Source organism: Streptomyces sp. NBC_00631 (assembly GCF_045206895.1).
GTDB lineage: Bacteria > Actinomycetota > Actinomycetes > Streptomycetales > Streptomycetaceae > Streptomyces.
The window spans coordinates 10,609,204-10,622,545 of the sequence record NZ_CP107734.1; the positions used below are offsets into that span (position 1 = coordinate 10,609,204).

General features: G+C 71.9%; 12 protein-coding genes. 2 read left to right on the forward strand and 10 right to left on the reverse strand.

Going from position 1 to position 13,342, the window contains the following annotated elements; translation table 11 throughout:
• Positions 1 to 173: 173 nt before the first annotated feature.
• Positions 174 to 1,877, reverse strand: coding sequence for a cholesterol oxidase substrate-binding domain-containing protein (locus OHB00_RS47925; protein ID WP_406444928.1), 1,704 nt, complete (start codon positions 1,875 to 1,877; stop codon positions 174 to 176).
• 142 nt (positions 1,878 to 2,019) lie between these two features.
• Between OHB00_RS47925 and OHB00_RS47930 the strand changes: the two genes are divergently transcribed.
• Both OHB00_RS47930 and OHB00_RS47935 read left to right on the forward strand, forming a co-directional pair.
• A complete protein-coding gene (locus OHB00_RS47930; RefSeq protein ID WP_406444930.1) occupies positions 2,020 to 3,003 on the forward strand; it encodes an aldo/keto reductase in 984 nt (327 codons plus the stop codon).
• Between the two features lie 82 nt (positions 3,004 to 3,085).
• Positions 3,086 to 3,571, forward strand: a complete 486-nt coding sequence (locus OHB00_RS47935; RefSeq protein ID WP_406444931.1) for a DUF6328 family protein — start codon at positions 3,086 to 3,088, stop codon at positions 3,569 to 3,571.
• 6 nt (positions 3,572 to 3,577) lie between these two features.
• Here the strand turns inward: OHB00_RS47935 and OHB00_RS47940 are convergent, their stop codons facing one another.
• The 9 genes from OHB00_RS47940 to OHB00_RS47980 form a co-directional block, all read right to left on the reverse strand.
• Positions 3,578 to 4,246 (reverse strand): DUF2238 domain-containing protein, encoded by a 669-nt coding sequence (locus OHB00_RS47940; RefSeq protein WP_406444932.1) that lies wholly within the window; start codon positions 4,244 to 4,246, stop codon positions 3,578 to 3,580.
• A 68-nt stretch (positions 4,247 to 4,314) separates the two neighbouring features.
• A complete protein-coding gene (locus OHB00_RS47945; RefSeq protein WP_406444934.1) occupies positions 4,315 to 4,740 on the reverse strand; it encodes an SsgA family sporulation/cell division regulator in 426 nt (141 codons plus the stop codon).
• 93 nt (positions 4,741 to 4,833) lie between these two features.
• Complete coding sequence (locus OHB00_RS47950) at positions 4,834 to 5,862, reverse strand: hypothetical protein (RefSeq protein ID WP_406444936.1); 1,029 nt, start codon at positions 5,860 to 5,862, stop codon at positions 4,834 to 4,836.
• A gap of 91 nt (positions 5,863 to 5,953) precedes the next feature.
• Positions 5,954 to 6,925, reverse strand: a complete 972-nt coding sequence (locus OHB00_RS47955; protein ID WP_406444938.1) for an LLM class F420-dependent oxidoreductase — start codon at positions 6,923 to 6,925, stop codon at positions 5,954 to 5,956.
• A 37-nt stretch (positions 6,926 to 6,962) separates the two neighbouring features.
• Complete coding sequence (locus tag OHB00_RS47960; protein ID WP_406444940.1) at positions 6,963 to 8,573, reverse strand: serine/threonine protein kinase; 1,611 nt, start codon at positions 8,571 to 8,573, stop codon at positions 6,963 to 6,965.
• A 200-nt stretch (positions 8,574 to 8,773) separates the two neighbouring features.
• Positions 8,774 to 9,733 carry a threonine/serine dehydratase gene (locus OHB00_RS47965; protein WP_406446317.1) on the reverse strand — a complete coding sequence of 320 codons (960 nt, stop codon included), beginning with the start codon at positions 9,731 to 9,733 and terminating at the stop codon, positions 8,774 to 8,776.
• Positions 9,734 to 9,893: 160 nt separating this feature from the next.
• Complete coding sequence (locus OHB00_RS47970; protein ID WP_406444941.1) at positions 9,894 to 10,571, reverse strand: AIM24 family protein; 678 nt, start codon at positions 10,569 to 10,571, stop codon at positions 9,894 to 9,896.
• Positions 10,572 to 10,627: 56 nt separating this feature from the next.
• Positions 10,628 to 11,971, reverse strand: a complete 1,344-nt coding sequence (locus OHB00_RS47975) for a CAP domain-containing protein (RefSeq protein ID WP_406444943.1) — start codon at positions 11,969 to 11,971, stop codon at positions 10,628 to 10,630.
• Between the two features lie 99 nt (positions 11,972 to 12,070).
• Entirely contained in the window at positions 12,071 to 13,297 is a 1,227-nt protein-coding gene (locus OHB00_RS47980; protein WP_406444944.1) for a serine hydrolase domain-containing protein, read from the reverse strand.
• Positions 13,298 to 13,342 lie beyond the last annotated feature (45 nt).

The window sequence follows — 13,342 nt, forward strand, 5'->3', positions numbered from 1 at the left end:
TTCTCGACCTGCGCAGGGACTTCCGGCCCGAGGTGGTCGGTGCTCTGCGTGCCGTGGCGAACGCCGGCTCCCGGACGGCCAGAAGGCCGCAGTGCTGCTGGAGTTGCTGGGGGAGGCCTGATGAGACGCCGGTACGAGCGAGACCGGTGCCCCGTCTCTCCGTCACGTGCATCTCAACGACGCACGAGCATCCCGTCCAGGAACCCGTTCCCGAACACGCGGTGCGGGTCGAGCCGGTCCAGCGTCTCCACCGCTGTATCCCACACCGGGTTCCCGAACGAGGCCGGGATCGTCGTGCCGAGCACCTCCTCGTCGCTCCACACCGCATCCTCCGTATAACCCCATCCCTTGGACCACTCGACCCGGGTCCCCTCGAACCTCTTGAACAAGAACTCCTCCAACTCCCGCAAGAACGTTTCCGCATGGGGCGTCCCGGGCAGCGTCAGCACATCCAGCCACACAGCGGTGTCGGCCCCTTCGCGAGGCCGCACGGCCGACAGCAACGGCACCTGGGCCCCCGCCATTCCCACATCGGACGCCTCGTCCAGCCCCGTCACCCGGATCTCCACCGACCCGTTCACCGGGAACCGGCCCGACGCCGCGTAGGCGGTGAGCCGTTCCCGGTAGAACGAGGTGAACTCGTGCACCACCCGCTGCACGTCGGCCCGCTCCGTCAGCACCGCGTACCCGTTCGCGCCGACCCGCAGCGTGGTCGGCCTGATGTACAGCAGCGTGTTCTTCGACGGCCCCCAGATGTCCGAGGACAGCGTCGCCGTCAACCCGAGCGCCGCCGCATCCAGTTGCGCGTTCCCCAGCACCGGCGCCAGGTACCAGGCCGCGTCGGACGTCATCCGACCCACCAGGTCGGCGACCACGGTCGGCACGTTGTCGGAGAAGGGGTAGTTGTAGGGGGAGGTGACATGCCGTGAGGTGAGCGGCCTGGCCGGCGCGACGCTCCACTCCTTGAGCCACGGGTACTCGGTGAAGGCGAACCAGATCGCCTCGACCCGCCCGGACCGCCGCAGGAAGCCGTCCAGGGTCCGGCCGCCGGAACCGGGCGCCGCGAACAGTTCGGCGGCCGGGACGTCGGTCCGGCTGACGCACCGCAGACTGCTGTTCGCGCCCACCCGCAGCACGACCTCGGTGACCAGCGCGCGGCCCAGATGCGTCAGCAGCGCCGCGCAGTCCGCCTCGTCGCGCCGGAACGTCCGCAGGACGTACGCTCCGGCGCTCTCGTCCCACACCACCGCCGTCAGCGACAGCACCAGGTTGCTCAGCGAGCCGTAGGTGCGGCCGGGCAGCGGCTCCTCGCCGTCGGCCGGTACGGCGGTGCCGTGCGCGTCGATCGCCAGCGCGCCGCCCAGCGTCAGATCGCCCGGCGCGGGCGCCGCGGTGAGCCCGAGGCCGTGGTCTTCCAGGAAGGTGAGCAGCGCCTCCAGGGTGACCCCGGTCCCGGCCCGGACCGCCGAACCGGACTCCAGGGAGAGCCCCGTGAGGTGGGTCGAGGTGTCGACGAGCAGGACCGGGTCGTCGGCCCCCGTCCCCTCGGTGATCGTCAACGGGGACCAGCCGTGCGCGGAGCCACGCGCGCGCACCCGCCGGCCGTTGCGCCAGGCCCAGTCGACGACCGCGAGCACCTGGCCGGCGTCGGCCGGGGCGCACGCCCACAGCCCGTCCGCGGTGATCTCGCCGACCCAGTTGCGATACGCGGAACGGTACGCCGCGACCTCCGCCGGAAAGCCCGGCAGCTCGGCGGCGGCCACGGCCGGATCGGCGGCCAGCAGCACCGGTACGGCGGCCAGCGCGGCGGCGGACCGCAGGAAACCCCGACGGCTCCAGCCGTCCGGGGACGGGAAGTTGTTCGGTGAACGATCCATCACGCCGACACGCTAGGGGCCGGATTGACACACCCCCCGTTTCCGTCCACCACAATCACCCGTGTGAGTGAACGATTCACAGGTGGACGGGGCCGAACCGGCCCCTGACAGCGTTGTCGGTGGCGGATGACAGACTGGCGCCATGGACGAACGCGTAATCGGCAGGTCGGGACAGTGGGCATCGGTGGTCGGCCTGGGCACATGGCAGCTCGGCGCCGACTGGGGCGAGGTGGACGACAAGGAGGCGCTCGCGGTTCTGGAGACGGCCGCGGAGTCGGGGGTGACCTTCTTCGACACCGCCGACGTCTACGGCGACGGGCGCAGCGAGCAGACCATCGCCACGTTCCTGCGCGGCAGGCCGGACCTGCATGTGCTGGTGGCCACCAAGATGGGCCGCCGGGTCGAGCAGATCCCGGAGAACTACGTCCTGGACCACTTCCGCGCGTGGAACGACCGGTCCCGCCGCAACCTCGGCGTGGACCGCCTGGACCTGGTGCAGCTGCACTGCCCGCCCACCCCCGTCTACTCGTCCGACGCGGTGTACGACGCCCTCGACACCCTGGTCGAGGAGGAGCGCGTCGCGGCCTACGGCGTCAGCGTCGAGACCTGCGCGGAGGCGCTCACCGCGATCGGCCGCCCGGGCGTGGCCAGCGTGCAGATCATCCTGAACCCGTTCCGCATGAAGCCCCTGTACGAAGTGGTCCCGGCGGCTCAGGAGGCCGGCGTCGGCATCATCGCGCGCGTGCCGCTCGCCTCCGGGCTGCTGTCCGGCAAGTACACCAAGGACACCGTCTTCGCGGCCGACGACCACCGCACCTACAACCGGCACGGCGAGGCCTTCGACCAGGGCGAGACCTTCTCCGGCGTGGACTACGCGACGGGCGTCGAGGCCGCCGCCGAGTTCGCCGCCCTTGCCCCGGAGGGGTACACCCCGGCCCAGCTCGCCCTGCGCTGGATCATCGACCAGCCCGGTGTGACCACGGTGATCCCGGGCGCCCGCAACCCGGAGCAGGCCCGCGCCAACGCGGCCGCCGCCAAGCTCCCGGAGCTGTCGGGGGAGACGGTCGCCGCGATCCGCGAGCTGTACGACCGCCGGATCAAGGACCAGGTGGAGAGCCGCTGGTAGCACCGGTACCGGCCGGGAGCGGAGGCGTGCCGCTCCCGGCCCGCGCCGTTTGAAGGACCGGTCCGGGGGTTACACGCACTCCATGACCGACCAGGAGAGGCGGACCGGCCGAGACGAGACGGCGGAGGAGCGCGCCGACCGGATGTGGACGGATCTCATCCAGGAAGTGCGCGTCGCCCAGACCGGTGTGCAGATCCTGTTCGGCTTCCTGCTCACCGTGGTCTTCCAGCAGAAGTACGCCGCGCTCTCCTCCACGGACAAGACGATCTACGTCGTCACCGTCATCCTGGGCGCGTCCGCCACGGGCGCCCTCATCGGCCCGGTCTCCCTGCACCGGCTGGTCGCCGGCCGGAGGGTGAAGCCGGAGGCGGTGCGGCTGGCGTCCCGGCTGACCTCGATCGGCCTGTTCCTGCTGCTGACCACCACGACCGCCTCCCTGGTGCTGATCCTCCGGGTCGCCACCGGCGGGAGCGCCGTGACCTGGGTGGTGGCAGCCGTCGTCGTCTGGTATCTGGGGTGCTGGTACGGCCTGCCCCTGTGGTCCCGGCACCGCCACATCACCCGCTGAGCCGCGTCACACGCCCCGCTGCGCCGCCTCCAGTGCCCGCAGCTGCCGGTCGTGCACCCCGCTCAGCACCAGCAGGGACACCGTCGCCCCGATCAGTGCGCAGAACATGTCCCACTGGGTGTCCCACACATCGCCCTGGGTGGCCAGGAAGGCGTCCGCGCCGTGCCCGCCGATCTCGGCCGCCAGCCACTCCAGCAGCTCGAAGAAGGCGCTGAAGGCGAGGCAGGCGCACACCGTCAGCGGAGCCAGCCAGCGGCTGCCGCGCAGCGGGGAGGTGCGGACGAGCAGCTCCCGGACCAGGATCGCCGGCACGAAGCCCTGCATCAGGTGGCCGAACCGGTCGTACGGATTGCGGGACAGGCCGAACGTGTCGCGCACCCAGTCACCGACCGGCACCTCGGCGTAGGTGTAGTGGCCGCCGACGGCGAGCACCAGCGCGTGCGCCGCGAGGAGTCCGGCCAGCAGGCCCGTCAGCGGGAAGCGCCGCCAGGTCAGCACCACCAGCGGCAGCCCCACCAGCACCCACACGGTCTCCAGGAACCAGGTCGCACGGTCCCGCGCGCCCCACGCCGAGAGCGCCATGCCGGCCACCACCACCCCGGCGAGCAGGGCCGGCGGGACACGGCGTGGCACTCGGTGCGGAACGGGACTCGGGGCGGGGCGCACTGCGGTCATGGCGGACTCCTTGTCGTGGAAGCCCCATCGTGGCCGCGGCGCCCGGACGCCGACATGAGTACGGCTACTCAGCCGGTGGCGAAGATCTCCGCGAGTACGTCGTCCACCGGGACCTCTTCGCGGCCGGGCGGCACCGCGAGGTACGTGTCGCTCAGGAACGACGCGAGCGCGGGCGCCCAGGCGAACACCACCGCGTGGTGGCGGCTGCCGCCGGGCAGCGGGTCACCGAGGAAATCCATGCGCACTTCCCTCCAGCGCCCCTGCCGTACGGGACGCAGCCGGACGTCCCCGACCCCGACCGGCTCTCTCAGCCCGTCGTTGAGCATCTCGCGGTCCAGCCGCCACCGGGCGAGCACCCTGCCGTCCAGGGTGAACACCGCGGTGACGGCGAACGGGTCACCGGCGTCGTACGACAGATGGGCGAGGACCGGACACCGGCCCGTCCCTTCCGTCCGGAGCTGTACGACCAGGGTCCTGTGCACGATGGGGTTCACTTGAGTGGCCTCCGAGAACGGTCGGCTGGGTGACCTCTAGTACCCCTCTCACGGGAAAAACGCTCAATCCCGAGCGGAATTGCCCTGCGAGACCTACGCCTCCTTCGCGCCGCGCAGTGCGGCAAGGCAGGAGCCGATGGCCTGCTGGAGGTCCTCCAGGCGCTCGACCATGTCGGCCTCGTAGAAGTCCTGGGCGTCGTCGAAGGTCAGCTCCTCGAACGCCTTGGTCGCCTTCTGCAGGCTGCTGTAGAACCTGGTGCGCCGCTCCTGGACCCGCAGTTCGGGGTCGGCCTCCACCGCCTCCACGACCAGGTTCTTCATGGTGTCGTAGGCCTCGGTCGCCCACTCGCCGGTGTCCTCCTCCTCGTCAAGTTCGTCGAGGAGGGACAGATGGCGCTCGGCCTCCTGGCGCAACTCGGCCGGCGCGTCCACGGTCTGCCCGGCCGGGGTCTTGATCTGGCCGGACTCGGCGATCTGGCGGACGTAGCCGATGCGGTCCGCCGAGCGGCTCTCGGTGGCGACGGCCTTCTTCAGGTCGGCCGTGCGGACCACGTCCCGGGCGAGCACGGTCTGCAGGTCCGGGTCCTCCTTGATGCGGTCGAGGAGGGCCGAGCGGGCGGCGCGGGCGGTGGAGGGGTCGGCGAGGATCGCGGCGCGCAAGGCGGTGGGGTTCTCGGCGACCTCGAGCGCCTTGGTGGGCCGGATGCCCTCGGCCTCGGCGGCCTCCGCGATGGCGGTACCGCGCTCGGAGCCGGCGCTGCTGCGCGCGACGTAGTAGCTCAACCAGACCTCGGAGTCCGGGAGTTCCACCTCCTGCCCGGGCGCGAGGGCCTCGAAGTGCGGCACCAGACCGTCGTCGGCGGCCTTGTCCCAGGCCTTGTAGTAGCGCATGACGCGCTCCGCGGAGCAGCCTGCCAGCTCGGCGAACTCCTTCGCCGAGACCTTCGGCGTCTCGTCCGCGCCCTGTCCTCCCGGCCGCACGCTGCGGGCCACCATCAGCCCGAACGTCCAGCCGCCGGTCCGCACATAGGCGCCGAACTCGCGGGCGTCCCGCGCCACCAGGTCGGAGAGGGGGGCCGGGGACGCGCTGGACGTCTCGGACGGATCGATCGCTAGGGTCACGGAGGACACTCCTGAAGGCTGCCGGACTGCATGGGTACCGACGGGCAGCCTATATCGACCCATTGGCCAGGGTTTGCCGCGCCGTCGAAGATCAGCCGAGCGCGTCGCGCAGCGCAGGCAGCAGGGTCTTGCGGGACCAGTCCAGGTACTCCGGCTGCGACTCGCCGCCGATCTGCACCAGGGCGATCTCCCCGAACCCGGCCTCGGCGTACGGCCGTACGGCCTCGACGAAGTCGTCCGGGTCGTCCCCGCAGGGGATGGAAGCGGCCACGTCGTCCCGGGTGACGAACTGGGTCGCGGCTTCGAAGGAGTCCGGGTGCGGGAGTTCGGAGTTCACCTTCCAGCCGCTGCCGAACCAGCGGAACTGGGCGTGCGCCCGCTTCACCGCCGAGTCCCGGTCGGGGTCCCAGCACACCGGCAGCTGGCCGACCCGGGGCTTGCCCGCACCGCCGTGCCGGTCGAACGCGTCGAGGAGGGACGCCTTCGGCTCGGTGGCGATGGCCAGGTCGGCGAGGTGCCCGGCGAGCTTGCAGGACTGTTCGCCGGAGACCGCGACACCGATCGGCGGCGGCTCGTCGGGGAGGTCCCACAGCCGGGCGGACTCCACGTCGAAGTGGGCGCCGCGGTGGTTGACATGGCCGCCCGCGAACAACGCCCTGATGATCTCCACCGCCTCTTCCAGCATCTCGTGCCGTACGTCCACCGACGGCCAGCCGCCGCCCACCACGTGTTCGTTGAGGTTCTCTCCCGCGCCGAGGCCGAGCCGGAACCGGCCCTCGGACAGCAGCTGCACGGTCGCCGCCTTCTGGGCCACGATCGCCGGGTGGTAGCGGAACGTCGGACACGTCACATAGGTCATCAGCGGGATCCGCGAGGTGGCCTGGGCGGCCGCACCGAGCACACTCCACACGTACGGCGAGTGACCCTGCGCGCGCAACCACGGGAAGTAGTGGTCCGAGGCCACCGAGAAGTCGAAGCCCGCCTCCTCGGCCCTCACCAGATGGTCCACGAGGTCACGTGGACCGGCCTGCTCGGTCATCATCGTGTATCCGATTTGCACCATAGGCGCCGAGTCCCCCGGTGGCCGGAGGGAAAACGGATCAGCCGGCGGAACCGCGGAACGTCGCAAGGAAGGTCTTCCTGGCGAGTTCGTCGGCGGCGTCGTCCCAGGCGGCGGCGGGTGCCGTGATGCGCAGCGAGAAGCTGCGGCCGCCGCCGAGCAGGAAGCCGCGGCCGAAGGTGTGCACCCGGTCCGCGCCGGTCCCGGCGAGCCATTCCATGTCCGCCGCCCTGTGGCCCTGGTAGGTGGTGGCCTCGATCTCGCCGATCCGCCGGTAGCCGTCCAGCTTCTCCAGACTCGGCTCCACGTCGTCCCGCCAGATCGCGACCGGGTCCGGGCCCGCCTGGGTGCTGTAGGTGACGGCCAGGGTCCGCGGGTCGTCGCCGCCCGGACCGAAGGTGACACGGTAGGCGACGTCGTCCCGCTGGGTGTCGAGGCGCTTCCAGCCCTTCGGGAGGGCCACGGAGAATCCCTCCGGGGCGGTGTAGCGGTGGAAACCGGCCGGCAGGGCACCCGCCGAAGCCGTGGCCGAAGGCGAGGCGGAGGGCGTCGTGGTGGGGGAGGAGGACGTCTTCTGCGAGGGGGAGGGGCTGGGGTCGTGGCCGTCCGTGCGGTTGGCCGGGGCGCCTGCGGTGGCGGAGGCGGTCGGGGCCGAGCCCGCCGAGGAGGCGCCCGGCAGGCCCTGCGTCGCGGCCAGCACCGCGACCGACACGGTCACCACGGCCAGCGCGGTCCCGCCGATCATGGTGGTTCTGCTCCACCCGGAGGCCCGGGCTGCCACATAGGCACCACGCAGCCGGGAGACGGGGGCGGTCTCGACGACCGCGTCGGGATCCTCCTCCAGGACACGTGTCAGCGACTGACGCACCACCGGCCGGCTCAGCCGCTCCCGGGAGTTCTTCCGCAGCAGCCCCTGCACCACCTGGGTGAGCGGGCCGGCCCGCAGCGGGGTGCGCAACGGCAGCCGGTCCACGCCCTTCAGGGTGGCTTCCGCCTTGCCCCGGTCGCGGAACGGCGGCCGCCCCTCGACCATCGTGTAGAGGATCGCGCCGAGCGCCCACAGGTCGGCGGCGGGCCCGATGCGCTCGTCCCGCGCCTGCTCCGGCGAGGCGTACGACGGCGAGGTCACCCGGGGCGACAGCGTCGCACCGGCCAGGCCGAACCCGGTGACGACCACCGGGCCCCGGTCCCGGACGAAGATCTGGCCGGGACTGAGCTCGCCGTGTGTGTAGCCGTCGGCATGCGCGGCCTCCAGCACGTCGAGGACTTCGAGGCCGATGCGCGCGGCCCGGACGTAGCTGAACGTGGGCTGCTGCGCGAGCAGCTGACTGAGCGGTGTGCCGTCGATCAGCTCCGTGACCGTCCACAGCGCGCCCGCCTCCTCGAAGGCGTCGATCACCATGGCGACCCGCCCGGGCCGCAGCGCGCTCATCACCTCGGAGGAGCGCAGGATACGAGCGGTGCTCCGGCGCACGGTGTCCTCGGTGGGCGGCTCCGGGAACGCGATCTGGGTCACCAGGCGTGGTCGTTCGGCCTGCACGTCCTCCGCGTACCAGCTGATGCGGTTCGGCTCGCGGTCGGCGACTTCGAGGAGCCGGTACCTTCCGGCGACCAACTCTTGTGCGGAGACATGCGCCTTGACCATCGTCATCCCTCGCTGAAACCCCTGCCTCGTCATTAACCAGAGGTACGCGGGACGTGGCCGGGTTTGTTCAAAGAATCTGCAACTCGGGGACCGTTCTTGCCTTCTATTCAACTGGCCATGCCGGGCGGGAACTTGGGGAAAACAGTGAATGACCGGGCCTCGACCTGCGGGTAACCGACGGTAAAAGCCCGGCTGCGGTCCGCTGGTCAGCCCAGTCCGAAGCGCTCGGTCCACTCCGCGATCTCCTGGTGGGTCACATTGCCCCCGCAGACCACAAGCCCGATCCGGGCCTTGTCGCCGATCCGCTCGCGCACCTGCCGGGCCGCGGGCAGCAGACAGCCGGCGGCCGGCTCGGTCCACACCTTGGCATGCTCGGCGAACTCCAGACTGCCCCGCACGGCCTCCCGGTCCGGCACCACCAGTACCTCTTCCACCAGCGCCGCCGCGTGCTCGTACGTCAGCCGGGACACGGACGGCGCGCTCAGCGTCGTCACGATCGACGACACCGCGACCGGCAGCGGACCGCCGGCCGCGAGCGCCTCGGACATGGCCTGCGCGCCCGCCGTCTCCACGCCCCACACCCGTACCTCCGGGCGGCGGGCGCGCAGGGCGGCCGCGACCCCCGCGATCAGGCCCCCGCCGCCGATGCTGACGACCACGTCGGTGAGGTCGGCGGCGTCCTCGGCGAGTTCCAGGCCCACCGTGCCCTGTCCGGCGATCACGACCGGATCGTCGAAGGGGTGGACCAGCGTGAGTCCCTCGTCCCGCACTCGTGCCACCAGTTCGAACGCCGTGTCCATGCCGTCGGTGAGCCGCACCGTCGCCCCGGCCGCCTCGACCAGCCCGATCGACCGTGCGGGCGCCGTCCGTGGCATCACCACCGTCGCCTTCACATCGAGGGCCGCGGCCATCACCGCGAGGGCGATGCCGTGGTTGCCGCCGCTGACCGCCACCACGCCGGCCGCCCGCTCGGCCTCGCTCAGCGACAGCAGCTTCGCCGTGGCACCGCGCGCCTTGAAGGAGCCGGTGCGCTGGAGGAGTTCGAGCTTGACGGTGACCGGGGCGCCGAGCAGCTCCGACAGGCCGGGGCTGGGCACGGTCGGGGTGCGTACGACGTGCCCGGCGATGATCCGGGCCGCGGCTTCGATGTCCGAGATGCCGATGATGCCGTTCAAGGCGGTTCACCTTTCCGGCGCGGGGCGGATCTCCGCGCCGCTCGCACCCTGACCCGGCCGGACCGCGCCGGTCAACCCGCCCCTTTTGGGCCGCCCTGGTCAACCCGCCCCGGCCATGGCGGCCGGGACAGGTGGACCAGGATGTCGGGGGTCAGTGCTGCTGTGCCTTCTGCGGGGTCAGCTCGCTGGGCCGCACCACGACGTACCCGTCGCCCTGGAGCATCAGCTGGACCGCCTCGCCCGAACCGCCGCGCAGCATCGACCCGATGGACTGCGAGCGGTGCAGAGAGGTCTGCAGCTGCGCCGTCCAGCCCACCACCGCGTCCGTGTCGACGTACACCGGGGCCTGCGGCGAGACCGGGATCACCAGCGGGTTGCCGTCACAGATCAGACCGAGCTTGCCGTGCCCGGAGAACACGCTGTTGAACAGGCCGCCGCCGGCGATGCCGGACCCCTTCACCGTCTTGATCTCGTACGCCAGAGTGGCGTCGAAACACAGGACGTTGCGGCCGTTCACCGTGAACTGGTCGCCCGGTTCCACCTCCACTATGAAACAGTTCTGCGCCTCGTGGGCGAACCAGGCCTCGCCCTGCCCCTGCACCGACATCAACGGCAGCCCCTCGCCGGTGACCGCGCGCTTGAGCATGCCGCCCACGCCCTGGCCCTTGCGCTCGAACTTCAGCGCGCCGCGGTGCGCGATCATCGCGCCCTGGCGGGCGTACATCTCGCCGTTGACCGCGTACTTGACGCACTTCGCGTTCTCGACCGTCATGCCCGGCTCGACCGCGGGCACCACCATGTGCTGACTTGAAAAGAGATCACCCTTCATGCCGGGCATGGTGTCCCGGACGGACCCGTTCCGCCAAGATCACGGACCGTACCGGTTCAGGCACCGAACAGCTGGGTCCAGTAGGTGCCGGCCCGGCCGCCGCCCGCGAACCCGATGCCTATGTGGGTGAAGTCCCGTTTGAGGATGTTCGCCCGGTGGCCCGGGCTGTTCATCCAGCCGTCCACCACCTCGGCCGCGGAACGCTGCCCGCAGGCGATGTTCTCGCCGATGGTGCGCCGCCGCGAGCCCGCGGCGGCGGCCCGGTCCCAGGGCTGGGTGCCCTCGGGGGAGGTGTGCGAGTAGAAGTCGCGGGTCGCCATGTCCGTGCTGTACGCCTGCGCGGCCGCCGCCAGTTGCGGATCCACCGCGAGCGGCCGCAGCCCGGCCCGGGTGCGCTCCGCGTTGGTGAGGTCGACGACTTCGGCCTGGGTGCGGCTCAGTTCGGCCTGGGTGAGGGGTCTGGCCCACAGGGCGGTCCAGTAGGTGTCGCCGTCCCGCGGGCCGCGGGCGTGGGCCAGTCCGGCATGCGTGAACGCCGGGTCGAGCAGGGTGCGCCGGGCGTCCTCGGTGCGCAGGCAGTAGTCGAGGAACTCGGCCGGGGTGCGGGGACCCGAGACGAGGTGTTCGCCCACCGTCACATAGGCGAATCCGGCGCCGCTGATCCGCTGGTGGACGGAGACGCCGTCGCGGCTCTCGCCGGACAGCCGGCCGGCGTCGGCCATCGCGGTGGCGTGGGCGCGGGCGGCGGAGGTGAGCCGGGCGTCCGGGGCCACCGGCGGTCGGCCGGCCCGGGCGCGGGCGGAGTTGACCAGGCCCAGCAGGCCGTCCGGATCGGGGAGCGAGGCCACCGAGGGGCGGGCCGGCGAGGCCGCCGTGCGCTGGGTCGGGATCGTGGCGCGGAAGCCGGCGGACGGCTGCCGGTCCTCGACCACGTCGACACCGAAGTCCCGGGCGAGCCCGGCCAGTCCGTCCGCGTACCCCTGGCCGATCGCGCGCAGCTTCCAGTCGGTGCCCCGGCGGTATATCTCGGAGAGCAGCAGCAGGGTCTCCGTCTGCGGGCGCGGCGGCGCGAAGCGGGCCACCGTACGGCCCAGCCGGTCGGTCACGTGCAGGGTGGCCGCAGGCAGCCGGCCGAGCGGGGTGCCGGGCTCGGCGGCGGTGACCGTGAGGGTGACGCGCTGGGCGCCGGCCCGCAGCAGGTCCGGCTCGACGGTCAGGGTGTCACCGCGCAGCCGGACGCCGGGCGCGTCCGGCTGGTTGTAGAAGACGAAGTCGGCGTCCCCGCCGACCTTGCCGCTCTCGCCGGTGATCAGCGCCGACACGTCGAAGGGGCCGGGCACCCGCAGTGTCAGCGCGCCGCCCGGAAGGGGCAGATTGCCCCCGGGGACCAGCTCGCTCATCGCGCCGCCTCTACGCGGTCGGGGGCCGAACGTCGCGCCCGGTGGGGAGTCGCCGGTTGAACGTCCGGCCCGGGCGCGAGGTTCCCCCGAGGCGGGGCGCTACTGCTCCCGGGGCGCGGCCGGGGCCACGTCCTCCCGCTCGATCGGCAGGGCCGCGCCGCGCGTGGACTTCTGCTTGCCGCAGAACGCCGGCTCCAGGGTGGCCGCCAGGGTGTTGAGCACGTCGTAGCTGTTGGAGGCGTTGGCGAGCGCGGTGATGCTGCGCTTGCCGTCCTTGGTGGTGAAGGCGTACGTGTAGTACCCCTGGACGGCGCCCGTGTGGCCGTACACCGAGATCCCGCAGGACAGGTCGCGGCGGCGCAGCCCGAGGCCGTAGGAGGTGGTGGAGTTGACGCGGGTGAAGCGCTCCATCTCGGCGAGGCGGGCGGCCGACGTCAGCTTGCCGCGCACCAGCGCCGAGTAGAAGGTGTCGAGGTCGCGGGCGCTGGAGATGATCGCGCCCGCGCTCTGCGCCCAGGAGACCGTCTGGTTCGTGGCGTCGACGGGCTGGTCGCCGGCCCGGTCCGCGGTCAGGTAGCCGTTGGCGTGCTGCCCCGGGATCTTCGTGTCCGGGTGCACGTAGAAGGTGTCGTCGAGCTTCAGCGGCTTGAAGATGCGGTTCTCGTACTCCGTGCGCACGCTGTGCCCGGTGAGCTTCTCGATCAGCATGCCGGCGACCACGAAGTTGGTGTTGGAGTACGAGTAGGCGGCGCCCGGCGCGTTGGTGCGCGGCTTCTTCAGGGACATGTCCACCAGCTGGCGGTAGGTGAAGACCTTGTCGCGCACGGCCTCGAAGCCGGACAGGCTGCTGGCGAACATGTCGTTGGTGTAGTCGTACAGACCGCTGCGGTGGCTCAGCACGTGCCGGACGGTGATGCGGTCGTCCGGCAGCAGGCCCGGCAGGTAGCGGTTGACCGGTGCGTCCAGGGCGAGCCTGTGCTCGTCCACCAGCTGCAGCAGGACCACCGCGGAGAACGTCTTGGTGACACTGCCCACCCGGAAGCGGTCGGCGGTGGTGAGGGCCCGCCGGCTGGTGCGGTCGGCGATGCCCTGCGCGGACCGGTAGACCTGCGTGCCGTCGTCGATGCGGGCCATCGCGCCGGGCGCGCCCTTCGCCACGACCGAGCGCAGCACGGCGGCCAGCCCCGCCGCGTCGGGCGCCGGCAGGGCGGCGGCCGCCCGCGCCTTCGCCGCCGTCTTCAGGGGCGCCGCCTGGGCCGGGACCGCGAACAGTGACAGCGTCACCGCCCCGAGCACCGCGCTTCTGCACACCATTGCCGAGACCATTCGGACCTGCTCCTCTCCGTGCCGTCCTCGGTGCGAGATGAGTCA

Coding starts and splice junctions, on each gene's coding strand:
- OHB00_RS47925 (WP_406444928.1), bottom strand. CDS start 1,877: ATGGATCGTTCACCGAACAACTTCCCGTCCCCGGACGGCTGGAGCCGT.
- OHB00_RS47930 (WP_406444930.1), top strand. CDS start 2,020: ATGGACGAACGCGTAATCGGCAGGTCGGGACAGTGGGCATCGGTGGTC.
- OHB00_RS47935 (WP_406444931.1), top strand. CDS start 3,086: ATGACCGACCAGGAGAGGCGGACCGGCCGAGACGAGACGGCGGAGGAG.
- OHB00_RS47940 (WP_406444932.1), bottom strand. CDS start 4,246: ATGACCGCAGTGCGCCCCGCCCCGAGTCCCGTTCCGCACCGAGTGCCA.
- OHB00_RS47955 (WP_406444938.1), bottom strand. CDS start 6,925: ATGGTGCAAATCGGATACACGATGATGACCGAGCAGGCCGGTCCACGT.
- OHB00_RS47960 (WP_406444940.1), bottom strand. CDS start 8,573: ATGACGATGGTCAAGGCGCATGTCTCCGCACAAGAGTTGGTCGCCGGA.
- OHB00_RS47970 (WP_406444941.1), bottom strand. CDS start 10,571: ATGAAGGGTGATCTCTTTTCAAGTCAGCACATGGTGGTGCCCGCGGTC.
- OHB00_RS47975 (WP_406444943.1), bottom strand. CDS start 11,971: ATGAGCGAGCTGGTCCCCGGGGGCAATCTGCCCCTTCCGGGCGGCGCG.
- OHB00_RS47980 (WP_406444944.1), bottom strand. CDS start 13,297: ATGGTCTCGGCAATGGTGTGCAGAAGCGCGGTGCTCGGGGCGGTGACG.